This window comes from Streptomyces sp. GD-15H, from assembly GCF_045291515.1.
Lineage (GTDB): Bacteria > Actinomycetota > Actinomycetes > Streptomycetales > Streptomycetaceae > Streptomyces.
In genome coordinates this window covers 7,586,877-7,612,572 of sequence record NZ_CP149447.1, presented here as the reverse complement: position 1 = coordinate 7,612,572, position 25,696 = coordinate 7,586,877, and the positions used below count along the sequence as shown (strand labels likewise).

The 25,696-nt window shown below is 72.4% G+C and carries 24 protein-coding genes and 3 pseudogenes; 14 read left to right on the top strand and 13 right to left on the bottom strand.

Features of this window, described 5'->3' with window-relative positions; genetic code table 11:
- The first annotated feature begins 54 nt into the window (after nt 1–54).
- On the top strand, nt 55–1,296 hold the full coding sequence (locus WJ438_RS36045; RefSeq protein WP_406728909.1) for an RNA-guided endonuclease InsQ/TnpB family protein: 1,242 nt from the start codon (nt 55–57) through the stop codon (nt 1,294–1,296).
- 93 nt (nt 1,297–1,389) lie between these two features.
- On the opposite strand, the gene WJ438_RS36040 is transcribed toward WJ438_RS36045, so the two are convergent.
- Nucleotides 1,390–2,262: a universal stress protein gene (locus tag WJ438_RS36040; RefSeq protein WP_406728908.1), complete on the bottom strand. Its 873-nt coding sequence runs from the start codon at nt 2,260–2,262 to the stop codon at nt 1,390–1,392.
- 171 nt (nt 2,263–2,433) lie between these two features.
- Here WJ438_RS36040 and WJ438_RS36035 point away from each other — a divergent pair, with 171 nt between their 5' ends.
- The 5 genes from WJ438_RS36035 (at nt 2,434) to WJ438_RS36015 (ending at nt 7,104) form a co-directional block, all read left to right on the top strand.
- Complete coding sequence (locus tag WJ438_RS36035) at nt 2,434–2,787, top strand: UBP-type zinc finger domain-containing protein (protein WP_406728907.1); 354 nt, start codon at nt 2,434–2,436, stop codon at nt 2,785–2,787.
- Between the two features lie 246 nt (nt 2,788–3,033).
- The gene (locus WJ438_RS36030) at nt 3,034–3,711 is read left to right on the top strand and encodes an AIM24 family protein (RefSeq protein ID WP_406728906.1); all 678 of its coding nucleotides are present in this window, start codon (nt 3,034–3,036) and stop codon (nt 3,709–3,711) included.
- Nucleotides 3,712–3,809: 98 nt separating this feature from the next.
- On the top strand, nt 3,810–4,769 hold the full coding sequence (locus WJ438_RS36025; protein WP_406728905.1) for a pyridoxal-phosphate dependent enzyme: 960 nt from the start codon (nt 3,810–3,812) through the stop codon (nt 4,767–4,769).
- 163 nt (nt 4,770–4,932) lie between these two features.
- Complete coding sequence (locus WJ438_RS36020) at nt 4,933–6,546, top strand: serine/threonine-protein kinase (RefSeq protein WP_406728904.1); 1,614 nt, start codon at nt 4,933–4,935, stop codon at nt 6,544–6,546.
- Between the two features lie 132 nt (nt 6,547–6,678).
- On the top strand, nt 6,679–7,104 hold the full coding sequence (locus tag WJ438_RS36015; RefSeq protein WP_406728903.1) for an SsgA family sporulation/cell division regulator: 426 nt from the start codon (nt 6,679–6,681) through the stop codon (nt 7,102–7,104).
- Between the two features lie 18 nt (nt 7,105–7,122).
- On the opposite strand, the gene WJ438_RS36010 is transcribed toward WJ438_RS36015, so the two are convergent.
- The 4 genes and pseudogenes from WJ438_RS36010 to WJ438_RS35995 form a co-directional block, all read right to left on the bottom strand.
- Complete coding sequence (locus WJ438_RS36010; protein WP_406728902.1) at nt 7,123–7,614, bottom strand: DUF6328 family protein; 492 nt, start codon at nt 7,612–7,614, stop codon at nt 7,123–7,125.
- 166 nt (nt 7,615–7,780) lie between these two features.
- A pseudogene (locus tag WJ438_RS36005) lies at nt 7,781–8,763 on the bottom strand (aldo/keto reductase).
- A 57-nt stretch (nt 8,764–8,820) separates the two neighbouring features.
- On the bottom strand, nt 8,821–9,528 hold the full coding sequence (locus tag WJ438_RS36000) for a ribonuclease H (RefSeq protein ID WP_406729912.1): 708 nt from the start codon (nt 9,526–9,528) through the stop codon (nt 8,821–8,823).
- 87 nt (nt 9,529–9,615) lie between these two features.
- The gene (locus WJ438_RS35995) at nt 9,616–10,422 is read right to left on the bottom strand and encodes a VOC family protein (protein WP_406728901.1); all 807 of its coding nucleotides are present in this window, start codon (nt 10,420–10,422) and stop codon (nt 9,616–9,618) included.
- A 437-nt stretch (nt 10,423–10,859) separates the two neighbouring features.
- Here WJ438_RS35995 and WJ438_RS35990 point away from each other — a divergent pair, with 437 nt between their 5' ends.
- Complete coding sequence (locus WJ438_RS35990) at nt 10,860–11,840, top strand: SGNH/GDSL hydrolase family protein (RefSeq protein WP_406728900.1); 981 nt, start codon at nt 10,860–10,862, stop codon at nt 11,838–11,840.
- A 69-nt stretch (nt 11,841–11,909) separates the two neighbouring features.
- Nucleotides 11,910–12,973 (top strand): annotated as a pseudogene (locus tag WJ438_RS35985) (aminoglycoside phosphotransferase family protein).
- Here the strand turns inward: WJ438_RS35985 and WJ438_RS35980 are convergent.
- Complete coding sequence (locus WJ438_RS35980) at nt 12,870–13,352, bottom strand: VOC family protein (RefSeq protein ID WP_406728899.1); 483 nt, start codon at nt 13,350–13,352, stop codon at nt 12,870–12,872. The pseudogene WJ438_RS35985 and the gene WJ438_RS35980 sit on opposite strands and share 104 nt — an antisense overlap.
- Before the next feature lie 212 nt (nt 13,353–13,564).
- Here WJ438_RS35980 and WJ438_RS35975 point away from each other — a divergent pair, with 212 nt between their 5' ends.
- Nucleotides 13,565–14,218 (top strand): ATP-dependent Clp protease proteolytic subunit, encoded by a 654-nt coding sequence (locus tag WJ438_RS35975; protein ID WP_406728898.1) that lies wholly within the window; start codon nt 13,565–13,567, stop codon nt 14,216–14,218.
- A 2-nt stretch (nt 14,219–14,220) separates the two neighbouring features.
- Nucleotides 14,221–14,824: pseudogene (locus WJ438_RS35970) on the top strand (ClpP family protease).
- 24 nt (nt 14,825–14,848) lie between these two features.
- Here WJ438_RS35970 and WJ438_RS35965 read toward each other — a convergent pair.
- Nucleotides 14,849–15,295 (bottom strand): helix-turn-helix domain-containing protein, encoded by a 447-nt coding sequence (locus tag WJ438_RS35965; RefSeq protein WP_406728897.1) that lies wholly within the window; start codon nt 15,293–15,295, stop codon nt 14,849–14,851.
- A gap of 194 nt (nt 15,296–15,489) precedes the next feature.
- On the opposite strand from WJ438_RS35965, the gene WJ438_RS35960 reads away from it, so the two are divergent.
- Entirely contained in the window at nt 15,490–16,377 is an 888-nt protein-coding gene (locus WJ438_RS35960; protein WP_406728896.1) for an RNA polymerase sigma factor SigF, read from the top strand.
- A gap of 168 nt (nt 16,378–16,545) precedes the next feature.
- Here the strand turns inward: WJ438_RS35960 and WJ438_RS35955 are convergent, their stop codons facing one another.
- Nucleotides 16,546–17,001, bottom strand: a complete 456-nt coding sequence (locus tag WJ438_RS35955) for an ATP-binding protein (RefSeq protein WP_406728895.1) — start codon at nt 16,999–17,001, stop codon at nt 16,546–16,548.
- Between the two features lie 162 nt (nt 17,002–17,163).
- Between WJ438_RS35955 and WJ438_RS35950 the strand changes: the two genes are divergently transcribed.
- Both WJ438_RS35950 and WJ438_RS35945 read left to right on the top strand, forming a co-directional pair.
- The gene (locus WJ438_RS35950; RefSeq protein WP_406728894.1) at nt 17,164–17,748 is read left to right on the top strand and encodes a PRC-barrel domain-containing protein; all 585 of its coding nucleotides are present in this window, start codon (nt 17,164–17,166) and stop codon (nt 17,746–17,748) included.
- Nucleotides 17,748–18,197 carry a PRC-barrel domain-containing protein gene (locus tag WJ438_RS35945; RefSeq protein WP_406728893.1) on the top strand — a complete coding sequence of 150 codons (450 nt, stop codon included), beginning with the start codon at nt 17,748–17,750 and terminating at the stop codon, nt 18,195–18,197. The genes WJ438_RS35950 and WJ438_RS35945 overlap by 1 nt, the downstream gene beginning before the upstream one ends.
- Here WJ438_RS35945 and WJ438_RS35940 read toward each other — a convergent pair.
- Nucleotides 18,194–19,390, bottom strand: a complete 1,197-nt coding sequence (locus WJ438_RS35940; protein ID WP_406728892.1) for a DUF6777 domain-containing protein — start codon at nt 19,388–19,390, stop codon at nt 18,194–18,196. The two genes, WJ438_RS35945 and WJ438_RS35940, sit on opposite strands and share 4 nt — an antisense overlap.
- Before the next feature lie 209 nt (nt 19,391–19,599).
- Here WJ438_RS35940 and WJ438_RS35935 point away from each other — a divergent pair, with 209 nt between their 5' ends.
- On the top strand, nt 19,600–20,868 hold the full coding sequence (locus WJ438_RS35935) for a streptophobe family protein (protein WP_406728891.1): 1,269 nt from the start codon (nt 19,600–19,602) through the stop codon (nt 20,866–20,868).
- Between the two features lie 29 nt (nt 20,869–20,897).
- Here the strand turns inward: WJ438_RS35935 and WJ438_RS35930 are convergent, their stop codons facing one another.
- The 4 genes from WJ438_RS35930 to WJ438_RS35915 all read right to left on the bottom strand — a co-directional run bounded on the left by WJ438_RS35930 (nt 20,898) and on the right by WJ438_RS35915 (nt 25,413).
- On the bottom strand, nt 20,898–21,827 hold the full coding sequence (locus WJ438_RS35930; protein ID WP_406728890.1) for a serine/threonine-protein kinase: 930 nt from the start codon (nt 21,825–21,827) through the stop codon (nt 20,898–20,900).
- 53 nt (nt 21,828–21,880) lie between these two features.
- Complete coding sequence (locus WJ438_RS35925; RefSeq protein WP_406728889.1) at nt 21,881–22,561, bottom strand: hypothetical protein; 681 nt, start codon at nt 22,559–22,561, stop codon at nt 21,881–21,883.
- A 7-nt stretch (nt 22,562–22,568) separates the two neighbouring features.
- On the bottom strand, nt 22,569–24,899 hold the full coding sequence (locus WJ438_RS35920; RefSeq protein WP_406728888.1) for an FHA domain-containing protein: 2,331 nt from the start codon (nt 24,897–24,899) through the stop codon (nt 22,569–22,571).
- A gap of 103 nt (nt 24,900–25,002) precedes the next feature.
- A complete protein-coding gene (locus tag WJ438_RS35915) occupies nt 25,003–25,413 on the bottom strand; it encodes a hypothetical protein (protein WP_406728887.1) in 411 nt (136 codons plus the stop codon).
- Nucleotides 25,414–25,696 lie beyond the last annotated feature (283 nt).

The following is a 25,696-nucleotide window of genomic DNA, read 5'->3' as shown; positions in this document are numbered from 1 at the left end:
CGGCAGTTCGGGCACCGCGCCCGACTGGCACCGATCCCCGCACAGGCCCGGCTCATGGACGACCAGGCGCACGCGGGCCGCACCCTGTGGAACTGCCTGCACGGCTGGTGGACGATGCTCCCCAAGGACAAGCGGTCCCTGGCCGCGGCCGACGCGGCGATCCGCCGGGCCCGCAAGGAGATCGACTGGCTCGGCGCACTCCCCGCCCAAGCCGCGCAGGCCGTGCTGAAAACGTACTTCCAGGCCTGGCGGAACTGCTGGGAGGGCCGCGCCGACGCCCCGCGCTTCAAGGCCCGCATCCGCACGGTGATGTCGGTGGACATCCCGCAGGGGCGGGACCTGAACATCACCCGCGTGCACCGACGCTGGGGCATGGTCAACATCCCGAAGGTCGGCCGGGTCCGATTCCGCTGGACCAAGGACCTCCCGGTCGGCAAGCGGGCCACCGGCGAGAACCGGATCACCGGGGCCCGGCTGGTCAAGGACGCCCTCGGCTGGCACATCGCCTTCCGCGTCCAGACCCTGGAGCCCAGGCCCGAGCCCCACCAGGGGCCGGAGGTCGGCATCGACGCCGGGGTGAACCTGCCCCTCGCCCTCTCGGACGGCAACCACCGCGACCACGGCCGCCCGCCCCGCCTGCCCGACGGGACGGCCGACCGGGACAAGTGGCCGAACCCGCGGGAGAAGGCTCGGCTGCTGCGCCTGGAACGACGCGCCGCCCGGCGCAGGCAGCACCGCACACGCGGGGAGAAGACCTCCCGCCGCCTGCGGCACACCTACGACCAGATCAAACAGCTCCGCGCAGGAGCCACGCGCCGCGCCGTTGACTGGCAGCACAAGACCACCACCGCCATCGCCGAGCGGTACGGCACCGTCGTGGTCGAAGCACTCACCCTCACGAACATGGTCAAGTCGGCCAGGGGGACCCTTGAGGAGCCGGGCAGGAAGGTTGCGCAGAAGGCCGGCCTGAACCGCTCCATCAGCCAGGAGGCATGGGGCCGCACCGTGACGATGCTGACCTACAAGACCGCCAGGTACGGCGGCACCCTGCACAAGGTTCCCGCCCCCGGCACCTCCCTGCGCTGCTCGGCCTGCGGTGTCACCACGCCGGGCAGCAGGGAGGGCCAGGCCGTGTTCGTGTGCAAGAACCCCGACTGCGGCTGGTCCGGCAACGCCGACCACAACGCGGCCCGGAACGTCCTGCACCTGTACCGGATGGGCCACGCGCTCGTCCCGGCTGCCGGGAGGGCAGTCGTCAGGCGTCCCCGTGGCGTCAAGCCCGCCCCCGCAAGGTAGGCAGGAATCTCCCGGCTTCAGCCGGGAGAGCACTTCACATCAGGAACGTCCTGCCCGGGGCCCGGGAGGCGCTGCGGCCCGCGGCCGAGTGAGTCAGGTCGGCGGTACCACCGCCACCGGGCAGTCGGCGTGGTGCAGGACGCCGTGGGCGACCGAGCCGATCCGGGCGCCGACGGCGGTGCGGCGCGCACGGCGGCCGACCACCATCAGCTGGGCGGTGCCGGCCACCGACAGCAGCACCTGCCCGGCGCTGCCCATCTCCACCTGCTCGACGACGGGCACGTGCGGGTGATGCTCACGGAACGGCGCGAGGGCCGTGGACAGAGCCTTCTGTTCGTACTGCTCCAGGCCCCCGGCCTCGTCGACCTGGCGCAGCACTTCGGGGCTGTAGGCGAACATCGGCGGCAGGGTCCAGGCCCGTACGGCGCGGACGGTGGCGCCCCGCGCGGCAGCCGTCTCGAAGGCGAAGTCCAGCGCGGCGGCGCTGTCCTCCGGGTCGCCCTGCTGGCCGACGACGATCTCCCGCCCGGCGACCTCGCCCGACGCCCGGTCCCCGGCCCGCACGAACACCACCGGCCGCGTGGCGTCGACGATCACCTGCTGGCCGACCGAGCCGACCAGGAAGCCGATGATCCGCCCGTGCCCGCGCGAGCCGAGCACCAGCATCTCCGCGTCCGCCGCGGCGCCGGCCAGGGTCCGTACGGCGTCCCCCTCCAGGACGTCGGTGGTCACCGCGAGATCCGGGTACCGTTCGGTGATCCGGCGGACCGACTCGCCCACCGCGTCGCGCACCCACTGCTCCTGGGTGGCGGCGTCGCCGGCGTCGATTCCCTCGTGCGTCTGGAAGCGCCAGGCGTGCACCACCCGCAGTGGCCGCCCCCTGCGGACCGCCTCCCTCGCCGCCCAGGCCAGCCCGGCGAGGCTCTCCTCGGTTCCGTCGACCCCTGCCGTGATCGGGCGCGTCATGCGGTTCCTCCTGCGTCGTGTCCAGTAAGCGCGGTCCAGTCTTCCCCAACCTGCCTCCGGTGCTCTCCTCGCGTCCCGCCTGAAGCAGCCCGTACCCGGGCGAACGGTCGCGATCCCACTTACGCTGGACCGGCTGTCGTTGGAGTTCCGCGACATTCTCGAGGAGTCGGCATGACCAGCGACCACGCCATCGATCCCCGTGTTCCACCGAGCGGCGCGGGGTGCGCCGAGTGCGACGCCGCGGGCGGCTGGTGGTTCCCTCTGCGGCGCTGCGCGCAGTGCGGGCACGTCGACTGCTGCGACAGTTCACCCGGTCAGCACGCCACGGCGCACTTCAGAGCCTCTGGGCATCCCGTGGTCCGCAGCTACGAACCCGGCGAGGCCTGGTTCTGGAACTACGCCACCGCCGAGATATACGAGTCGGGCCCCGATCTGGCCCCACCCGTGAGCCACCCGGCGGACCAGCCGTCCCCGGGCCCGGCGGAGCGCGTACCGGAGGACTGGGCAGAGCGCCTTCGCCGCTGAACGCTCCGCACCCCGGCGACCGGTCGCCGGGGTCGGCACGCGACTGAACCACCCTCGTGAGAACCCCGCCCGCCGCCGCGGGTTCCGCACGGCGGGCCCCTCGGCGAGGACACAGCCTGTGGCCGGCGCTCCGCCGCCGAGGTCGTCGGGGGCGGAGGAACAGTTCCGGCCACCGCGCCACCGTCCTCAAATCCGACTCCGGGCGGGATCTTGGCGGAGGCGAACCCTCCGGGTGAGGATGCCCTCATGAAGGGTGATCTGTTTTCCAGCCGGCACATGGTGCAGCCCGCCTCGGCTCCGGGCATGGCAGTCGAGAACGCCAAGTGCATCCGTTACGTCGTCAACGGCGAGATGCACGCCCGGCAGGGCGCGATGATCGCCTACCGCGGCGGGCTCCAGTTCGAGCGCAAGGGCCAGGGCGTGGGCGGCATGCTCAAACGCGCGGTGACGGGCGAAGGACTGCCGCTGATGGCGGTGCGGGGGCAGGGCGAGGCCTGGTTCGCGCACGAGGCGCAGAACTGTTTCATCATCCAGGTCGAGCCGGGCGACGAGTTCACCGTCAACGGCCGCAACGTCCTGTGCTTCGACTCCACGCTGTCGTACCGCATCTCGACCGTGAAGGGCGCCGGCATCACCGGCGGCGGCCTGTTCAACAGTGTCTTCACGGGGCACGGTCTGCTGGGCCTGGTGTGCGAGGGCGAACCGCTGGTCCTCCCGGTGTCGCCGCAGTACCCGGTCTACGTCGACACGGACGCGATCGTCGGCTGGACGGCGGGTCTGGCGACCTCCCTGCACCGCTCGCAGTCGTTCGGCTCGATGCTGCGCGGCGGCTCGGGCGAGGCGGTGCAGCTGATGCTGCAGGGCGAAGGATACGTCATCGTGCGGCCCAGCGAGGCCACCCCGCAGAAGCCACAGCAGCACTGAGGCCCGTGCCGCCGTAGCGAACCCTGTTGACCTTGACGACCGGCCGGGTGAGGGTTCGTTACGGCGCGGATCACGCCCCGCGCCGGGAGGCGGTTGTCATGATCGGGATGTCGGAGATCGAGGCCGCGGCGGAGCGGATCGCCGGGCACGTGGTACGGACGCCGACGGTGCCGAGCCCCGGGTTGTCGGCACTGCTCGGCGCCCCGGTCACGGCGAAGCTGGAACTGTTGCAGCGCACCGGATCGTTCAAGGCGCGCGGCGCGGTGGCGAAGCTGCTGTCGCTGAGCGAGGCGGAGCGGGCCGCCGGGGTCGTGGCCGTGAGCGGCGGCAATCACGGGATCGCCGTCGCGGTCATGGCCTCCGCACTCGACGTCAAGGCCACGGTGGTGATGCCCCGGTCGGCCCCCGCGCGGGCGGTCCAGATCGCGGAGACGGCCGGCGCGTCGGTGCGGCTGGCCGACGACATGGGCGGCGCGTTCGCGCTGATGACGCGGCTTCAGCAGGAGGGGCTGACCCTGGTCCACCCCTTCGACGACCCGGTGGTGATCGCCGGGCAGGGCACCGTGGGACTGGAGTTCGCCGACGACGCCGGTGCCCTCACCGACGTACTGGTGAGCATCGGTGGCGGTGGACTGATCTCCGGTGTGGCGGCGGCGCTCAGCGCCCGGCGGCCCGGAATCCGGATCTGGGGCGTGGAGACGGAGGGCGCCCAGGCCATGTCCGCGGCGCTCGCGGCCGGCGGACCGGTGCCGGTCGCACTGTCGTCGGTCGTCTCCACGCTCAGTGCCCCGGCCGTGGCGCAGCTGACGTACGAGCATGTGTCGGCGCTGGTCACCGAGGTGCTGGTGGTACCGGACCGAGAGGCCGTACAGGGCTCGCTGGACCTCGCGGACCATGCCAAGGTGTGGACGGAGCCGGCTGCCGGCTGTCTGCTGCCGGCGGCGCGCCGGGTGCTGGAGCGGGTCGGCGAGGGGGCCGGGATCGGGCTGGTGGTGTGCGGGGGCAACGCGACCACCGGCGACATGAGCGCCTGGGCGTCCCGCTTCGGGCTGCGCTGAACCCTCCCTCGAGCCCCGAGGCCGCATTCGCTCGCCCCTTCCTTCGAACGAAGGACGGGAATCCGTCGTGGCCGGGATTCGGGCGCCGCCCCTTGAGCAAAGGGCACCCGGTCGCACGTACCTCTGACAAAGGCGGAAGCAGCGGCTTGGACGAGGGATGGCCATGGGCAGGGCGCACGTCTCCACACACCAGCCGGTCGCCGGACGGTACCGGCTGGTCGAGGTCGTCCATCGCGAGGCCAATCACGTCTGCTGGTACGCCGCCGACATCGGGACGGGACGCCCCTTCCTGGTCACGCAGATCGCGCTCCCGGAGGATCCGTCCGAGCCCGTGCGCCGCGCCCCCTCCCGTGTCCTGCGCACGACCGAGAGCATGGCGCAGTCGTGCCCCGGGCGGACCGCCACCGTCGTCGACGCCGTCGAGGAGACCGGCTTCCTGTGGACCGCCACCGCCTGGATCGACGGCACACCGCTGGGCGAACTCCTCACCGAGGAGGGCACGTTCAACTACGTGCGGGCCGCGCGCATCGGGCTGGAGCTGCTCGACCTGCTGGATGCCGCACACGCGGCGGGCATCACACACGGCGAACTCAGCCCCGGCCAGGTGTTCGTGCGGGAGACCGGTCCGGTCGTGGTCACCGGTTTCGGCCTGGCCGGCTCGCCCCTGGTCCCCCGCCTCACGTCGCCGTCGTACGCCTCCCCCGAGCAGGCCCGCGACGAGCGCATCGGTCCCGCTGCGGACCTGTGGGCGCTGGGCGCGATCCTCTACACGATGGTCGAGGGACGTCCCCCGTTCCGCGACCGGGGGCGGCCCGAGTACACGCTGAAGGCAGTGGACCGGCTGCCGCTGCGCACGCCCGTGCGCGCGGGACCCCTGACCCAGGTCGTCCAGGGCCTGCTCCGCAAGGACGCGCGGGAGCGGCCGACCCGGCAGGTGGTCCGCGAGGTGCTCACCCGTGCGCTCAGTGAGGACCCCGACGCGGCCCTGGTCGCGGTGCCGAGCCCCCGGCTGCGCGGCACCCACCCCGCCACCCCCAGGAACACGGGCCGGGAGTGGAGCAGACGGACGGGGGTCCTCGGCACGGCCCTGGCCGTCGTCACCGTGGCGGTCGTCGTGCTCGCCGCGGCCCGGGGGCTGCCCGGAACCGGCACCGGCTCCGCCGCCGGCGCGCCGAACACGCCGCCGGTCTCCGCCTCCGCGCCAGCCCCCTCGGACCCGTCCGGGGCAACCGGACCGGGCAAGCCCGGCGACCGGGGCACGTCCCCGCCGTCCGCCACCCCCACTCCGACCCCTTCGGGCCCGACGGGTCTCCCGGCCGGCTACCGCCTCTACCGTGCGCCGGAGGGCTTCTCCGTCGCGCTCCCCGAGGACTTCGAACGGCTGGACACCTCCCGCGTCTCCGACCTCGCCTACCGCGTCACCTTCGGCGCGGACGGGGGCACCCGCACCCTCGCGGTCACCTACAGCGAGCGGGTGGGTACGGACCCGGTGGCCGTGTGGCGGGACGATGTGGAGCCGCCCCTGGAGCGGACGGACGCCTACGAGCGGATCGGCGCGATCCGCGCGACCACGTACCAGGGGCGCGAGGCCGCCGACATGGAGTGGCTCTCGGCGGCCGACGGCTCCCGGGTGCGTACCTACGGCCGCGGGTTCCTCCTCGGCGGCGGGCGCGGCTTCTCGCTGCGCTGGACGACCCCGGCCGCCGACTGGGAGGAAACCGAGAACCGGGAGGCACTACGGACCTTCCTGCGAACGTTCCGGCCGTCCCCCGGCTGATCCGCGCGGTGCGCGCAGCACGGTGAGCGGGCGGGCACGGGCGGAGGGAATCACCCGGACGGCTGAGCATTCCCACGGCCTCGGGGTAGGAGAGGGCCCTACGTCGACATCGGTACGACCCGGAGGCCTCTCGTGAACTCGTCGGTGCACAAGACCCTGGTGGTGGAGCTCCAGGCGGGCGCCGCGGGCCGCTTTCCCGTGCTCGCCCACCTGAGCTACGATCCCGCGGACCCGTTCGCCGTTACTTTCGCCTTCAGCCACGACGGCCGGGTCCTCGCCCGCTGGCGGCTCGACCGCGAGATGGTCGCCGACGGCCTCACCGGCCCGGTCGGGACGGGGGATGTGCGGCTGCGCCCGGAGTCCCGCGGGGCGGGGCAGGAGCTGCGCATGGAGTTCTTCGGGGAGGCCCACGCCGATGGCGGCCGGCACCACGCGGTGGTGTTCGCGTGGGCCGGGACGGTCGGGGGCTTCCTGCGGGAGACCTACCGTTCGGTCGCGCCGGGCAGCGAGGAGGTCCCCCTCGACGACTTCCTCGCGGACATCCTCACCGACCGCTGAACGCGCGGGCTCGGTTGGTCAGGGCGCCGTGTGCCGGCGCCGGGTCCACATCGGGAGCGCGAACCAGCACAGTAGGTACCAGACGACCACTCCGGCGACCACGTACGGGACGAAGCGGTCGTGGGTGGCGACCCGCAGGATCAGCAGTAGTGAGGCGCTGGTGGTGGCGAGCAGCAGGACGAGGCCGAGCATGGTCAGCCGGGAAGCCCACCGCACCGCCTGCGGTTTGACGCGGCGTCCGGACACGAGCCGGTGCAGGGAGACGGGGCCGATGAGCGCACCGGTGGCGCAGGCTCCGAGGACGACCGTGATGAGGTAGATCGTCTGGTTCGTGTCGGACAGCTTCGCGTACGTGGGGGTGAACACGACGGTGAGCAGGAAGCCGAAGAGGATCTGGACGCCCATCTGGGCGACGCGGACCTCCTGGATGATGTCCTGCCACATCCGGTCGGCCCGCTCGTCCGCGGTCTCGTGGCGCCCTCTGTTCTCGCCCTGCTGCGTGTGCGACACGGTGCCTCCTGGGATGAGCGGCCTGGGTCCGTCTCCCTCCGCAGGTTCCCACCGTCCGGCGTCTCCCTACCTGTTTTCGGGCATCCCTTTGAGTCTCATGTCGTCTCGTGTCTCCCACCGGCGGGGTCACACCCGGCCGTTCACCTTCGGGCTCCTGCCCGGTCGTTCACCAACGCCCTTCCACCTGGCCCTTGATCCGCCGCTCGTACAGGTCGCCGATCGCGGTGAGCGTCTGCTCGGAAAGCTCCGGAAGCCGGGCGGCGTGCGCGTTGGCGCGGGCCTGCTCGGGCGAGCGGGCGCCGGGGATGACGGTGGTGACGCCGGGCTGCCGGACGATCCAGCGCAGGGCCAGCTGGGCCGGGGTGTATCCCTCGGGGACGAGCGCGGCGAACTCGGCGGCGGCCTCGACGCCGGTCTCGTAGTCCACACCGGAGAAGGTCTCGCCCTGGTCGAAGGACTCACCGTGCCGGTTGAAGGTGCGGTGGTCGTTCTCCGGGAAGACGGTTTCCTTGGTGTACCTGCCCGACAGCAGCCCTGAGGCCAGCGGGACGCGGGCGATGACCCCGACGCCCGCCGCGCGGGCCGCCGGGAGCACCTCGAGCAGGGGCTTCATGCGGAACGGGTTGAGGATGATCTGCACGCTCGCCACGTTCGGCCGGGCGATCGCGGTCAGCGCCTCCGCGCAGGTCTCCACACTGACCCCGTAGGCGGCGACGCGCTCCTCCGCCACCAGGGTGTCGAGGGCGTCGAAGACCTCGTCGGAGGAGTAGACGGGCGTCGGCGGGCAGTGCAACTGCACCAGGTCGATGCGGTCGATGCCGAGATTGCGCCGCGAACGGTCGTTCCACGCGCGGAAGTTGTCCAGCACGTAGTTCTCCGGGAGCTGTTCGGCCCGGCGGCCCATCTTGGTCGCGACCAGAACGTGCAGATCGGGCCGGCCGCTCAGGAACGACGCGATGGTCTGCTCGCTGCGCCCGTCGCCGTACACATCGGCGGTGTCGAAGAAGGTGACCCCGGACTCGGCGGCGGCCTCCAGGACCGTGAGGGCCTGCTTGTCGTCGACGTCCCCCAGTCCGCCCCGAGTTGCCAGGTGCCGAGACCGATCACGGAGGCGTGCTGACCCGACCTGCCGAATGTGCGCTCGTCCATGGCGTCAGTCTGTCATCCGTCGCGGCCCGGTGGGATGGCGCCACGGAGCGGCCCTGCTCAGGCGCTCGCGGCCGTGCGGCATTCGGGGTGGCCCCAGCCGCTGCCGTTCTTGGCGATGGGCTCGCCGGCCGCGTAGGAGCGGCCGCAGAGGCAGCGGCCGGGGAACTTCGCCTTGATCGTGCGGGTCGAGGAGCCGCCGCGCGGCCGGGACGACGCCTTGGCCGCGGCGGAGCCGCGTTTCGCGGCGCCTGGCGGGGTGTCCGGAGAGGGGGGCGGCTCGGGGGAGCCCGCGTCGCTGCCCGCGTCCTGCTGGACGACGGCCGCCTGGCTGGCGGCACGGTCGGCGAAGTCGTTGAGCCGGTCGCCGTCAACCTGGTGGGCGGGGACGTAGCGGAACTCGACGGAGCGGCCCCGCAGGAGTTCGTCGATGCTGACGACGAGTTCCTGGTTGGCGACCGGTTTGCCGGCCGCCGTGCGCCAGCCGTTGCGTTTCCAACCGGGCAGCCAGGTGGTGACCGCCTTCATCGCGTACTGCGAGTCCATCCGGACCTCGAGCGGCACATCGGGGTCGGTCGCCGCCAGCAGCCGCTCCAGCGCGGTGAGTTCGGCGACGTTGTTGGTGGCTCTGCCGAGTGCGCCCGCCTGCCAGCGGACCGGGGTCTCGGAGGCGTCGGCGATCACCCAGGCCCAGGCGGCGGGTCCGGGATTGCCCTTGGAGGCCCCGTCGCACGCGGCCACAACACGTTCACGCATGCGCCCGATCATGCCATGGCCGGGCAGCGTGCCCGGTCGCACGGTGCGCCTGCCCGGGACGGCCCGTCGGACGAGTCCCAGGCCCCCTCGGGTCACGTCTCAGGACGCCTCGGGTACCTCTGTGGTCTTGGGCATGTCACCGGCCGTGGTCGTGACGTCGATCACCGAGAAGTTCGCGCCCTGCTGGTCGCTAAGGGCCGCGAACCGCCCGAACGGGGTGTCCATCGGCCCGAAGCGCAGGATGCCGCCCCGTTCGGTGGCCCTGGTCACCGCCTCGTCGCAGTTCTCCACGGTGAAGTAGACGTCGACGTACGAGGGCACCTCGGGCGGGAAGTCCTCGGTCATCCTCATCCGGCCGAGCACGGCCTGCTCGCCGAGGTCGTAGAGCCGGAAGCCGATCTCGTCCCCGAGCTGCTTCGACCGGTAGGAGAAGACGACGGGGAAGAACGCGTCGGTCTTCTCCGGGTCCCGGGTGAAGACCTCCGCCCAGCAGTACGCGCCGGGTGCGGCCGTCGCCCCGAAACCTTCGTGGGTGCCGGCCTGCCAGAGGCCGAAGACGGCCCCGCCGGGTTCACGGGCCAGGCACATCGTGCCAAAGTCGCCGCCCCTCATCGATTCCCTCAGCAGTTCACCGCCGTTGTCCCGGATCCGGACGGCGGTGGCGGCGGCGTCCCGGACCGCGAAGTAGAGGCGCCACTGCGACGAGCCCTCCTGGCCCGGCACGGGCGGCACGACGGCCGCCACCGCCTTGCCGTCGGCGTACGCCTGGGTGTAGTCGCCGACCTCCGACGACGACGCGCCGAAGGTCCAGCCCAGGACGTCTCCGTGGAAAGCCCTGGCGGCCTCGACGTCGTTGAACACCGCGTCGGCCCAGCAAGAAGGGGTCCCCTCGGGTTGTACGGCCATGGCGGCGTGCCCTCTCCGGACGGGTGGTCGGTCCTTTCCGTCACGCTGGTGTCGTGGCAGGCGACGTCTGCCCGTCAAGGAGCGGCGTCACGGGGGTGCCCCCTGCTCGAGCGAAGCCGAGAGCTTGGGGGAGCGTACTCTGGGGGTCCCCCTGCTCGGAGAGCTTGGGGGAGTGCCGACCGGAAGCCCTCGTACTGGACGTACTCGGGCTTTCGGCCGGTGCTCCCCCTGCTCGAAGAGCTCGGGGAGCGTGCCGGGCGTCGCGACGGGGCAGACGTCGCCTGCCACGGCACCAGTCACCGCCTCCCGGGCCCGCGCGCCGAGCACGGCCCGCACGCACCGCCGATGAACAGCCTGTCCTGGAGCGTGCCTTCCCTCCGGGGCCCGGCTGTGGTTGCCTGGGAGCCGTTTTCGCCGGGCGGGGCGGGAGTCGCCGTATGCGCAAGCCGTGGGTCGTGGGGGTGGCGCTGGCCGCCGTGCTGCTCGGCGCGTGCGGGGACCCGTCGTCCGGTCCCGGGGCCGAGCCGCCACCGCCCGCCTCGCCCGAGGCGTCGGCCACCACGCACCAACGGCCCGCGGCCACGCCCGGTGCCGCTTCGCCCGGCCCGGGCGGCTCCCGGGACGTCTCCCCCGGTGCCGCGTCCGACGAGCCGCCGAAGCCGCCCACCGTGCTGTACCTCGGCGACTCACTCGCGATGGAGAACCAGAAGGTCCTCGGGCGGGAACTGCGCAAGGACCTGCGCGCGCGGTACACGAGCGCGCCCTACTCGGGCACCACCCTGTGCGACTACCTGGAGGGTTCCGCGGACCGGTCCCTGGTCCCGGCGGCGGACAAGGCGGCGGCGCTGGTGCGCTCGCTGCGGCCGGACTACGTGGTGCTGCAGTTCTGGGGCAACGCCTGGGACTACACCCCCTGCATGGACGGGATCACCTACCACGCCTCGCAAAAGCGGTACTTCGAGCGATACGCGGCCGACGCGCGACGCCTCACCGAGCAGATCGGCACGGCCGGTGGAGCCCAACGGCCCGGGATCGTCTGGGTGTTGCAGGGCCCCGACCCCATCACTCCCGACCGGGTCCGCCGGGTGAACGCGCTCTACGAGAAGCGGGCCGCCGCCTCGGGCGACCTCGTGGCCGACGCGGGCGGGGCGGTGAGTCCGGCCGGGGCGCGCTACACCTGGTCGCAGTACCTGCCCTGCGACGCCTACGAACGGGCCCATCCCGAGTACTGCACCCAGCAGGGCCAAGGCCGCACCGCCCTGCACCTGGACGACGACTACCTGCACTTCTGCCTGGCGCCCACGACGTCGAAGCCCAAGCCCTGCCCGGTCCGCTCGCCCGGCATCCTGCGCATCGCGCGGGAGATCACCCGGGTGATCGGGGCGCACGTCCGCGCCGCTGCCCCGCTGCCCCGCTGACGGGGCCCACGCCGACGAGCGGGGTCAAAACCGTTGGACAGGGGGCGCGTTCCCCCTGGGACGGGCGGCATGTGTGCCACGAGGATGCGTCCCGACGAGGTGGAGATCGACGCCGCGCTGGCCTGGCTCATCGCCGGACAGTTTCCCGGATGGGCCGGGCTGCCCGTGCGTCGCCTGCGGTCGTCGGGGACCGAGAACGCCATGTTCCGCCTCGGCACGGATCTGGTCGTACGGCTCCCCCGGTATCCCGGCGCCGTGGAAAGCGTGGCGCACGAGCAGCGCCGGCTGCCCCGGCTCCGGCCGCCTCCGCCGTTCGCCTCCCCCGAGCCGCTGGGGCTTGAGGCCGGTGACCTGTTCGGGTGGCCCTGGTCGGTGTACCGCTGGCTGGACGGCGCCAATCCGGTCGCCGGCGCCCTCGACGGCGCCGGACGGCTCGCCGAGGACCTGGCCGCGTACATCACCGCCCTGCGCGGGATCGACGCGGCGGACGGCCCGGCGGGCCCCGGGAGGTTCCGCCGGCGACCCGGGACGCGGAGACACGCGAGGCGATCGCGCGGTTGGCGGGTCGGGGCGACGCCCATGCGGTGACGGCGCTCTGGCAGGAGGCCCTGGAGGCCCCCGGCCACACCGGTCCGCCCGTCTGGGCCCACGGCGACCTCTCACCGGGAAACGTCCTGGTCGACGGCGGACGGCTGGCCGCGGTGATCGACTTCAACTGTGCGGGCGTGGGCGATCCCGCCGTGGACCTGATCGTCGCCTGGAATCTGCTCCCCGCCGAGGTGCGGGGACTCTTTCGCGAGGCCGTGGCCGCCGACGGGGCCCAGTGGGCGCGCGGACGGAGCTGGGCACTGTCGATCTCGCTCATCCAGCTTGCCGTACTACGGGGACACCAAACCGGCGCTCGCGGCGAACTCACGGCATGTGCTCAAGGAGATCCTGGCCGAGCGGGCCCCACGGGGGCGGTGATGCGCCCGGGCCCGGACGCCGTCGGCCGGGCGGGGCCCGTCCGCGGCCCCGCCCGCGCCTGCGTCACTCGCCCGCGTACGCCTTCTCCAGGGCGGCGATGTCGAGCTTGCCCATCGACAGCATGGCCTTCATGGCGCGGTCCGCCTTCTCCTGGTCCGGGTCGCTGATCAGCTCGGTCAGCCGCACCGGGTTGACCTGCCAGGACACTCCGAACCGATCCTTGAGCCAGCCGCAGGGGCCGTGCTCGCCACCGCCCTCGATGAGCTTGTCCCAGTAGTGGTCGACCTCCGCCTGGTCGACGCAGTCGATCTGGAAGGAGATCGCCTCGCTGAACTTGAACTCGGGTCCGCCGTTCAGCGCGACGAACTTCTGTCCGTTGGCCGTGAACTCCACGGTGAGGACGGAGCCCGTCGTGCCGTACCCGGACTCGGTGTACCGGAGGATCCGGCCGATGCTCGAGTTCTTGAAGACGGAGACGTAGAAGTCCGCGGCCTCTTCGGCCCGGCCGTCGAACCAGAGACACGTGGTGAATCCGTCGGTGGTCATGGATACCTCCTGGGGCGTGGAACGCGGTCTTCAGTGTCGACCGGCCCGCCCCCGGAACTCATCGGTCGGCGGCGCTCTGCCCAGGGCGAATCTGCCGCGGGCAGAGAAAGCCCCGCGGGCCGCCGCAGCCGGTCGAGAGTGAGGGCACGCGGTCGCACCGGCCGTGTACCGAAGGGCAACACAGCAACCACACGGACAACACGGGAGTGCCGATGTCTCCATTCACCGCCGGCCAGCCGCCGGCTCCGCTGCCCCGGGCCGAGGAGGGCGACACCCCTCCGACCCGGTTCGACGACCATCTGGCCGCGCAGCTCCTCGCGCAGCGGATCGTGCTGCTCGGGACCCAAGTCGACGAGGTCTCCGCCAACCGGGTGTGCGCGCAGTTGCTGATCCTGTCCGCCGAGGACCCGCGCACCGACATCAGCCTGTACGTCAACAGCCCCGGCGGCTCCGTGCACGCGGGCTTGGCGATCTACGACACGATGCGGCTGGTCCCCAACGACGTGTCGACGCTCGCCATGGGATTCGCGGCCAGCATGGGCCAGTTCCTGCTGAGCGTCGGCGCACCGGGCAAGCGGTACGCCCTGCCCCACGCGCGGATCATGATGCACCAGCCGTCCGCCGGGATCGGCGGCACCACCGCCGACATCGAGATCCAGGCGGAGAACCTGGAGTTCACCAAGCGGACCATCGAGCGGATCACCGCCGAGCACACCGGCCAGTCGTCGGAGACGATCTCCCGGGACGGCGATCGCGACCGCTGGTTCACGGCCGAGGAGGCCAGGGAGTACGGAATGGTGGACCGGGTGGTGGAGTCGCTGGACGACGTCCGGCCGGCCGCGACGCGGCGCAGGATGGGGCTGTGACGATGGGTACGTACACGATTCCGAACGTCGTCGAGCGCACCCCGCAAGGCGAGCGGTCCTACGACGTGTTCAGCCGGCTGCTGTCCGAGCGGATCATCTTCCTGGGCACCGAGATCGACGACGGGGTGGCCAACGTCGTCATCGCGCAGCTCCTCCATCTGGAGTCGTCGGCGCCGGAGAGCGAGATCGCGGTCTACATCAACTCCCCGGGCGGCTCGTTCACCTCGCTCATGGCGATCTACGACACCATGGCGTTCGTACAGGCGCCGATCTCGACGTACTGCGTCGGTCAGGCGGCGTCCACGGCGGCGGTGCTCCTGGCCGGCGGGGACCCGGGGCGTCGGTTCGTGCTGGAGCACGCGCGGGTGCTGCTAGGCCAGCCGGCCACGGGCGGGCAACGGGGCACGGTCTCCGATCTGTCGCTGCAGGCCAAGGAGATGCTGCGGATCCGTTCGCAGGTGGAAGAAGTCCTGTCCCGGCACACGCACCACGACGTGGCGACGCTGCGCGCGGACATGGACCGCGACAAGGTGTTCACCGCGCAGGAGGCCGTGTCCTACGGCCTGGCCGACGAGGTGCTGCAGCCGGCGCCTCGTGGGTGTGTGAGGCGCCGGGCCCGGCACGGTCGCGTCAGGCGGCCAGGCACAGCCCGTCGTACGGGGCGCGGGGCGTCCCCCGGTTCGCGCCCCGGCCGATGGGGACCCGCGGGCCGGTGACGCGGACGAGTTCTCCCTGCGCCCGCGACAGCAGGTCGCCCAGGCCCAGACCGAGGGCCTGGGCGGCGGCCGCGAGGACCTCCGACGAGGCCTCCTTGCGGCCCCGCTCCACCTCCGACAGGTACGGCATGGAGATCCGGGCCGTGTCGGCGACGTCCTTCAACGTCCGCTCCTGGGCGAGCCGCTCGCGCCGCAGCACGTCGCCGACCAGGTCGCGCCACAGCGGCTCCCTGGGAGCCGGAGCGGAAGCCGGAGGGGGAGCGGGGGCGGTGGGGGCCGGACCCGGCGGTGCCGCGGCGTGGCGTGCGGCTGCGGGCCGCAGGGGAATGACACGGGCGTCGAGGGGTGCTTGATTGCTCACTCCCTCAGCCTAGGAACCCCCGCTCCGAGGGGAAGGGAGCGGCATTCCGCCCTGAGTGAAGGGGCGGAACGCCGTGCCTCTCCGGCGGCCCTCGAAAAGTCGGGGGGAATGGTCGGGGAGGGGCTGGGTACCTGCAACTCCGAAGGACCGACGCACATGTCCGCCCGTGCACGTTCGTGGGGAGAGGTACAGGTATGGAGACCGCCGTGATCCGGCCGCAGGCACAGGTCGTCGAGAAGAACGCCGAGGCCGGGACGGGTGACGGAAGCCTGCCGGGGGTCGCGGATCCCCGAGCCGTCGCTCCGCGCGATGCCAAGGAGCTGTCCCGGCAGTTCTTCCGTCGTCTGGCGGAGCTGGACGAGGGCACACACGAATATCAGTACGCGCGCAACACTCTGATCGAGATGAACATGTCGCTGGTGCGGTTCGCGGCCGGACGGTTCCGCGGCCGTGGCGACGACATGGAGGACATCGTCCAGACCGGCATGATCGGTCTGATCAAGGCGATCGACCGGTTCGAGCTGTCGCGTGAGGTCGAGTTCACCTCCTTCGCGCTGCCGTACATCGTCGGCGAGATCAAGCGCTTCTTCCGTGACACCACATGGGCGGTGCATGTGCCGCGGCGGCTCCAGGAGTTGCGGGTGGAACTGGCCAAGGCCCGCGAGGAGCTCTCCAGCCGACTGGACCGCGATCCCACGGTCACCGAGCTCGCCACGCTGATGAACATCACCGAGGAGCAGGTCAACGAGGGACAGCTCGCCGCGAACGGCTACAACTCCTCGTCACTGGACGCCGCCCTCACCGGTGACGGTCCGGAGAACGGCGAGGCCGTCCTCGCCGACTTCATCGGTGTGGAGGAGGAGGGGCTGCGGCTCGTCGAGGACTTCCACGCGCTCGCGCCGCTCATGGCCGAGCTGAGCGACCGCGATCGGGAGATCATCCGCATGCGGTTCGTGGAGGAGGCCACTCAGGCGGAGATCGGCGAGCGCCTCGGGTGCTCGCAGATGCACGTCTCCCGGCTGATCAAGCGGATCATCGGCCGCCTGCGCGAGGGCATGCTGGGCGAGCTGGGCTGCGCCTGACGACCCGAAGGACAGACACCGTACGGGGCTGCCGGCTCACCTGTGGGGGTGGACCGGCGGCCCCGTTCTTGGTTCGTCGTTTCCCGAGGGGTGCGGAACCGTTCGGAGACGCGCTCGGGAGTGGGAGCGCTGTCCAGCAGGCGTGCTCGGCAGACGCCGGCCGGGGTCTCAGCCGGCGTCGAGGCTCAGCACCGCGCCGACGCGCTTGCCGACCGGTACCCGCTCCACGAAGATGTCCCGCGCCAGGGCCCGGACTATCTCCAGCCCGTGGCAGCCGATGCGCTGGGGATCGCGGGGGAAGACCCGGGGCAGGGTGCCGCTGCTGTCGTACACGGCGACCGTGATCGCTTCGTCCGTACCCTCCAGCTCCAGGATGTACGGCCCCCCGCTGTGCCGGTCGGCGTTGGTGACGAGTTCGCTCACCACCAGGAGTGCCGCGCCGTCGGTCCGGCGGCCGATCGTGGCGCACCACTCGGTCCTGAGCTGTTCCAGGAAGCGCGCGGCGAAGGCGCGCGCTTCGGCGATGCATCCCGGCTCGCCGGTGAAGTGCGCTGCCCGCCGTAGCGGTTCCACGGGCACGTCGAAACCAATCGGTATCACTGCCCCGTCCAGGTGATTGGTCATGCGTTTCTCTCTGCGAGGCCGGACTGGCCGGACGATCTGCATCGGTGCACCTACCCCGAGTCGGGCGGCGCAGTCCCCTGATCGGTGTTCGTCATGCCACACGGCGGGCACCCGGATACGCGGGTGCGGAGCGGGGGCCGCCTCCGGTGCGAAGGGCGAGCCATGAACGAACTGTTGGCGGTGCGATGCCTGCGGACGCTACCCGTGGTGACGTTGGGCGGCGATGCGGTGGCCCACGTCAAGGACACGGTCCTCGACGCCACGGCCGGGCGCGTCACCGGCTTCACGCTCACCGGCCGGGCCCTGCTGTCGGGTCTCCTGCCCCGGGATCTGCCCTGGCCCGCGGTGCACTCCCTCGGCCACCACGCGGTCATGGTGCGCGACGAGAGGGCGCTGTGCGACGTGACCCTGTCGGTGGCCCGCCGCGACGCCCTGCACGGGCGGCTGCTCAGCGCGCAGGTCCTCACCGACGAGGGCGACGTGGTCGGCACGGTGCTCGACGTCCTGGTCGAGGGCGGCACCAGCGGCCGGATCGTCGCCTTCCGGCTCGCCGCGCACCGGGAGTTGGTGCCGGGCTCGAGACACCGCCGGCACCGGGTGTACGTGCCGCGCGGTGAGGCGGTGTCCGTCTCCGGCCGGTCGCTGGTCATTCCCGCGCACGCCACCACCTACGTCACCGACGACCTGCCGGACTTCGTGGCGCGGGTCGGCGCGTTCCATGCCCGGCGGACGGGCGCGCTGCCGTGATGCTGTTCTCCCGGGTGCGAGGGCTGCCGGTGCTGGCCCCGGGCGACGGGGACCGGCTCGGCGTCGTGCGGGCGCTGACGGTCGACGCGGCGTCCGGCACGGTCACACACGTGCGGATACGGAGCGGGCGCCTGCGCAGGGAGGCCGTGCTGGCCTGGGACGACGTGGACGCCATCGGTCCGGACGTGCTGATCGCCCTCCCTCCGTCCTCCCTCCCGGCCGAGGCGCCACCGCATCACGATCTGCTCGGCAGCAGGGTCCTCACCGAGGACGGCGAGGAGCGCGGCACCGTGCTCGACGCGGCCTTCGACCCGCTCACCGCCCGCATCGAGGCGGTCCTCACGACGCTCGGCGAACTCCCGGCCGACCGTCTCCTGGGACTGGGCGACCACGCTCTGGTGATCCGCGGGCGGGGCACCGGGCGCGGGACACCGGCACCACGCGACTAGGAAACGCCGCTCGTGACGTCGTTCATCGTGGCGTTCGGGGCGTCGTTCGGGGTGCCGGACTCGGCGGGAGGCGGTTGCGGGGGTTCGGACGACGGCGGTTCGCCGGTCGGTGAATCGCCGCTCCCCGGCTCGCTGGTGGGCGATTCGCCGGTGGGGGGCTCGCTGGTCGGCGTCCCGGACTGAGGGGTGGACGGTGCGGTCGACGAGGGCGTGTCCGGCGACGGCGCCGAGGGGGTGGTGTCACCCGGCGACGGGCTCTGCCCGTCCGGCGGTTTCGTGACACGGTCCTTGCCGCCCGGGTCTCCCCGGTGCCGCTCGAACCGGCCGCCGCTGTCGGAGTCGTGGACCACGAACTTCTCGATCGGCCGCGGCGCCGGTTCGACCACGACGACGTTCGAGGCCCGGTAGCCCGGCCAGGGCTCGCCGGTGTACCGGGGGTCAGCCTGTTCGACCGGCTCGGTCAGCGGGTTGCCGCAGGCGCAGCGGACCCGGGGGACGCCGCGGTCGTCGACCAGTACGGCCGTGCCCACCTGGAGGACGGCCTGGTAGTCGGTGGCGGCGCCGTCGCGGTATCCGTGGTTGGTGACCCTGGTGTCCAGCCGGAGTCGCAGCGGGGTCAGCGAGCGCAGGTAGGAGGGAACCTCGGAGGGTTCGACGTCGGCCACCGAGGCGAACGCCTCGTTCTTCGCGGGCACCTCCCGCAGGAACTCGATCTGCTGCTCCACGTCACAACTGGAGACGTTGCGGGTGCCGCCGTACAGGCCGGGTTCCCCGCCGCTCACCGCGCCCACCGCGTTGGCCGGGGACGACGCCCCGGTGGACGGGGCGGAGGTCTTGGGTGGCGGGGTCCCGGGCGAGGCGGAGCCGTCCTCGGCCGTCGACTCGGTGAACGGATCGGGGCCCTTCGCGTTCGCGGCCTGCAGGAAGATTTCGCCGCCGCCCGCCTCGGAGCCGCCGTCGGAACGGGTGAGCACCACGGCGAGGGCCACGACCACCGCCACGGCCGCGGCGAGCACGACGAGAGCGGGTACGGACCACCACCGCGGCAGCCTGCCCGGGCCGGGCGGCCCCGGGCCGCCCGGGCCGCCCGCGCCACCGGCGGGCGGCCCGGAGGGCGGTGGCGGGGAGGAGCCCGACAACGGCCCGGAGGGAGGACCGGTGGGCCTGCCGAAGGGCGGTGGTTCGACGCTCACGAGCCCTTCTTCCCGCGCGGATGGTCCGCGACAGTCACACGTCGCACCGACGTCAGGCCTCTGCCTGCTGTTTCAGTTGGTTTCCGCGGATACACACCACTACTTCCGTTACTCATTCATTGTGTGCTCCGGTGGCGTACCGGTCGCAAGCCGACGCGGACGGACCTCCCGGCAGGCGCCCCGGGCGGGGGCCCGCTTAGCGTGCAGAGGTGAGCTCACGTACCGTCTCCGACCGGGTGACCGCCCGCCACGGCTGGGCGCAGGCCCTGGTCACGGTGGTGGGCGGGCTGCTCGCCATGGGCGTCGTGGCCGCGCTCGGGCTGTGGGCGGCCGGTGCCACGGACCTCCCGGACGGTTCCTTCCCCAGGGTGGTCGCGGCGACCGTGGTCACCGCCGTGGGCGGCTCGGTGGAGCTGTCCGGGGACGCGGGCGAGTTGGCCGCCGCGGAGGGCGGCCTGACGGTCATGCCGCTGTCCGTCACGCTCACCGGGGCCCTGCTCGTCGGCCGGGGTTTTCTGCGCCCGTTGCGCCACCGTGCCGTCGCGGGGGCGCCGGAGCTGATCGGGTGGGCCGCGAGGATCGCCGCCCTGTGGCTGCTCGCCCTGCTCGGGCTGGCGTTCGCCGCCCGGCACACCTTCGAGGTCTCGCTCGGGGACGGGCCCCTGGGCGATCTCGGGGATCTGTTCGGGCTCTCCCCCGAGGTCGGTTTCGCCGCCGATGTGCCGCTGACCGTCCTCGTCGGCATGCTCTGGCTGGCGGGTGTGCTGGTGCTGGCCCTGCTGGTGTCACGGGGCGCCCCGTTGCCGGGGCGGCTGCTCCGGTTCCAGACGGCGGTGCGGCCCGCGGCGCGCGCGATGCTGCGGTTGCTGCTCGCCTTCGTCGTCATCGGTGCCGTCATCGCGCTGGTCGTCGCCGCGACGCGGGGACACCCGGCGGAGACGTTCGCCGTGATCCTGCTGGGCCTGCCCAATGTGTCCTGGCTCGCGCTGACCATCGGGCTCGGCGCCACCTGGGACGGCAGGGTGGAGGGACCCTTCGGGCTGCCCATGCCGCATGTACTCGACGAGGTGCTGCGCACCGAGGACGTCTCGGCACTGAACCTGAGCACGCTCGCCGAGCACGACGGCAGGGTGTGGTGGCTGCTGGTGACCGACGCGGTGCTGCTGCTGGCCGTCGCGTTCGTGATGGCGGCCCTGTCACCGGCCCGGGTCCGGACCTGGCGGCACGCCACGCACCTGGCGGTGGCGCTCGCGCTGACCGTTCTGATGATCTGCCTGGTCGGCCGGGTCTCCGCCCGGCTCGGCCTCTCCGTGCTCGGCATCGGCGACCTCGACACCGGGCTCTCCGGTCAGGTGCTGCTCGCACCGCGTCTGCCGGGCGCGATGGGTCTGGCCCTCCTGTGGGGCCTGGTCGCCGGTTTCGCGGGCGCGCTGCTGGCTCGGGGGACGCGCCGCGGCCGCGGCGGGCCGGACCGCTGACGGGACGTGCCGGACCGCTGACGGGTGTTCTAAGCTCGCGGTCCGAACACCGGTTCCGCCCAGGCCGGCGGCGGTTTCGGCGGTTCAGGCGTCCGCCTGTCCCGTTCTCCTCCTGCCGGTACTCCCCTGGCCGACGTTCCCCCGCCCGTGTGCCCCGCGGGTGCGGTCGCGGCCTCGCCGCCCCCTGCCATGGCGGTGCGCAGGGCGGCGACGAAGTCCAGGCAGGACGCGTACCGGTCGTCGGGGCTCTTCGCCAGCGCCCTGGCGAGGACGGCGTCTGCCTGCGACGGGAAGTCAGGACGTACGGCGGTCAGGGGCGGCGGGTCGTCGTACTGGTGGGCCCAGAGCAGGGCCATGTCGTCGTCCCGGCGGAACGGCGGACGGCCGGCGAGGGTCTCGTGGACGACGCAGGCGAGCCCGTAGACGTCGCAGCGGGCGTCGACCGGACGCCCGGAGATCTGTTCCGGGGCCACGTAGTCGAGGGTGCCGACGAACTGGCCGACGGTGGTGAATCCGGTCAGGGACAGGGACTTCTTGGTCAGGCCGAAGTCGGTGAGGTAGACGTGCTCGGGGTGGTCGCTGTCGGTGCCGGGGGCGACCAGGATGTTGCCGGGTTTGACGTCCCGGTGGACCAGCCCGTGCTCGTGGGCGGCGTCGAGCGCCGAGGCCACCTGGGCGGCGATGCGCAGCGCGGTGGGAGGCGGCAACGGGCCCTCGCGGTCGAGGAGGTGGCGCAGGTCGCTGCCGTCGACGTACCGCATGGCGATGTAGAGGATGCCGTCCGTCTCGCCGGCCTCGAAGACGGGGACGATGTGCGGATGGTCGATCGCGGCGGCGGTGCGGGACTCATGGGTGAAGCGGCGGCGGAAGGTGTCGTTGCGAGCGAGTTCCGGGGCGAGCAGTTTCAGGGCGACGGTGCGGTCCAGGCGTAGGTCCCGGGCGCGGAAGACGACCGCCATGCCGCCGCGGCCGATCTCGCGCTCGATGCGGTAGTTCGCGACCTGCTGCCCCGTCAGCTCGGAGGGCGCCGGCGAACAGGCTGGTGTCGTGGGTCATCGGACGTCACGGTCCGGCGGGTCCGGGGGACGACGCGGGTGGGCGCGCCGGACACGGTCTGAGGGGGTTCGCCCGGGACGACCCGGGTGGGTTCCGGAGGCACGACCCGGGTGGGCGCGTGCCCGGGAGCTCCGGGCTCGGCGCGTGGTGCCTCGTCGGCGGCGTAGGTGTGCAGCCGGGTGCCGTCGGTGTAGAGCCAGCGCGCGTGGTCGCGGTCGTAGAGCCACAGGGACTCCCCGTCCACGACGAGCCCGATGCGCAGGCCGCGGGTACGCGCGCGGAAACCCTCCCCATCGGTGCCACCGTCGGCCAGCGCGTCGACGGCGGCCCGGTATTCCGCCAGGGCCTCCTCGGCCCGGGTCAGCAGGGGCCGGGGATCGGCAATGCGGGCCAGGGGCGCTTCGGCGGCGGGCGGGTCCTGGGGCACGGCGAGCAGACGGCGGCCGTCGACCCAGGCCGACCAGCCGTTGGAGCACAGCACTTGCCCCCAGTCCCCGCGCCGCTCGACCAGCCGTACCGGCAGCAGCGGGTCGAGGCCGATCGTGGGCCCCGCGGGGTCGGGCGCCTCCCAGGCCGGCATGCCGTTGCCCGGTACGACGTGGGTGGGCCGGAATCCGGGCGTGGACGGGCTCGTCATGGGCCGGCTACCTCCGCATCACGGCGGGTTCGTGGCGGCGCAGCAGCCGCGACACGACGAAGGCGAACAGCGCCGACAGCACCAGCAGCATCGCCGCGTCGAGCAGCCACACGCCCGGGGAGTGCTGGAAGAGCGGGTCCTCGGCCACGTCGCCGGGGGTGATCCTCGCCAGGTCGACGGTGCCGGCCATCGCGCCGAACGCCCATCGCGAGGGCACCAGCCAGGACAGCTGCTCCAGGACGGGCACACCGTCCAGCTTCAGCAGGGCACCGCAGAACACGACCTGGACGATGGCCAGCAGCACCAGCAGCGGCATCGTCCCCTCTTCCTTGCGCACCAGCGCGGAGACGAGCAGGCCGAGCATCACGGCGGTGAAGCCCAGGAGGGCCACGGCGACCGTGATCTCCACCAGAGGCGGCATCAACACGCCCTCGCCATCCGGTGCGCCGAGGTCGACCCCGAGCAGCGCGACAAGGGTGAGCACCACGCATTGCAGCACGGTGACCGTGCCCAGCACGACGATCTTCGACACCAGGTACACCGATCTGGACAGACCGACGGCCCGTTCACGCCGGTGGATCGGGCGCTCCTTGACCAGCTCCCGTACGGCGTTGGCGGCGCCCGTGAGGACGGCACCGACGCACAGGATGAGCAGGGCGTTCATCGCGGTGCTCTGCGTCAGGGCACCGCCGGCCAGGGCACGGGCCATCGCGCCCATCACGAAGGGCAGCGCGACCATGATGGCGAGGAAGGTGCGGTCCGCGCTGAGCGCGGCGGTGTAGCGGCGTACCAGGGTGCCGAGCTGCGCGGTGCGGCTGCGCGGCCGGGGCGGCGGGGCGACGTCGACACGCTCCGCCCGCTGCTGCCGGGGCTGGGCGGTGGCGTCGACTGTGTACCGGCCGTGGAGGGGTGAGGCACGGTAGTCGCCCGCCCAGTCGCGGTCCTGATCGCGTTCGAAGGCCTCGAAGGCCTCCGGCCACTGTTCGAACCCGAAGAAAGCGAGGGCGTCCTCGGGCGGTCCGTAGTAGGCGACGCGTCCCCCGGGCGCGAGTATCAGAAGCCGGTCGCACACGTCCAGGCTGAGCACGCTGTGGGTGACGACGACCACGGTCCGGCCGTCGTCGGCCAGGGAGCGCAGCATGTGCATCACCGAGCGGTCCATCCCGGGGTCCAGGCCGGAGGTCGGCTCGTCGAGGAACAGCAGGGAGGGCTTGGTGAGGAGTTCCAGGGCTACGCTGACCCGCTTGCGCTGCCCGCCGGAGAGACTGTGCACGGGCTGCTCCGCCCGCTGTTCCAGGCCGAGTTCACGGATGACCTCATCGACCCTGGCCCGACGTTCGGCCTTGTCGGTGTCCTGCGGGAAACGCAGTTCGGCGGCGTAGGACAGGGCGCTGCGGACGGTGAGCTGGGGGTGCAGGATGTCGTCCTGGGGGACGAGGCCGATGCGCTGGCGCAGTTCGGCGTAGTCGCGGTAGAGGTCGCGGCCGTCGTAGAGGACGGTGCCGTGATCGGCGGGGCGCTGTCCGGTGAGGGCGTGGAGGAGGGTGGACTTTCCGGAGCCGCTGGGGCCGACCACGGCGAGCAGGCACTTCTCCCCCACCGGGAACGACACGTGGTCGAGCAGCGTCTTACGTCCGCGGTCCACGGTGACGGTGAGGTCCTGTACGTCGAGGGAGATCTCGCCGGTGTCGACGTACTCCTGGAGTTCGTCGCCGACGAGGCAGAACGCGGAGTGGCCGATGCCGACGATGTCGCCGGGGCCGACCGGGGCGCGGGTGACGGGCCGGCCGTTGAGGTACGTGCCGTTGTGGCTGCCGAGGTCGGCGATCTCGTACGTTCCGTCGGGCAGCGCCCGTAGGTCGGCGTGCCGGCGGGAGACCACGAGGTCGTCGATGACGAGGTCGTTGTCGGCGGCGCGGCCGATGCGGACGCCGCGGGTGGGCAGCGGCCGTACGGTGGTGGGCTGCCGGTAGGTGCCGGTCAGGGAGGGAGCCGACACGGCGGAGAGGCGTTCGGGGACGGGCGGCGGCCGGTCGATCAGGACGGCACTCGGTCCGTCCCGAGGGCTGCCGAAGCGGATGACGCTGCCGGCGCCAACGTCCTGGGCGTGTACGCGGTGGCCGTCGGCGTAGGTGCCGTTGGTGCTGTGCTCGTCCTCGAGGGTCCAGTGACCGTTCCCGGGGTGGAGCACCGCGTGGTGCCAGGAGACCCGGTCATCGTCGAGGACGATGTCGCTCAACGGGTCGCGTCCGACGTGGTAGTCGCGGACCGGGCTCATCAGGGTGGAGCCGCTCTCGGTTTCCACGAGTAGCTCCGGCGCGACCGAGCGCTCGACCATGTCTGGATTCTACCGATTGACCCGTTCGGGTGCCTGGTGTGGCCGGGGTGGTCCGGGGTCGGCCCGGTGCGCGGCGCGTGCCGTGCGCGACGGGGCGGTACGGTCAAGCGACCGGGATGCCCAGCACCGGGGCGGCGCGCTGCATCCGCAGGGCGTCCACGGATTCGGCCAGCAGTTCGTACTCGGTGGTGTCGTCGCTGATGGCGAGACGCACCAACCGCCCGGCGGCCAGGGCCTCGGCCATCTCCTCCTGCCGGGCGGCGTCACCGCACCAGGCACGCAGCACGGCGGGTACGTCGGGCACGCCGTTTGCGACGGGGACGAGCGCGCCCGGGGGTAAGTGCTCGACCTCGGGCCGCGGGTCGAGGCGCTCGGCGATCCACGAGGCGCGATCGCGCAGCCACCAGAGGGCCAGGGCCAGGGTGGGGGCGCGGTAGGTCCCGAGGGGTACGCCGATGCGCCGACCGTCGCAGACGCCGTAGGCCGTGACGTGGCACAGGAACTCGTCGTGCACGATTCTCTCCCCCGTTGCGTTGCCCGGCGGCCGACCGCGCTCGTTCTCCGGTGGGTCGCGTGCTGTGCGTGAGGGCGCCGTCGCGCGGGGTGAAGCGCTCTCGTTGTCGAGTATGTTCACCACTGAATCACTGTCACCATGTCTTTCCGGCCACTCTCCTGGCATATTCGTCCCTCCTGTTGGCCGGAATGCGGCGCGCACGGTGACCGAGAGCGCGACGACGCACCCGGTCGTGTCGTGAGGAGGACCACGACGCGGCCGGGTGGGCAACCTGTCTGAGCGG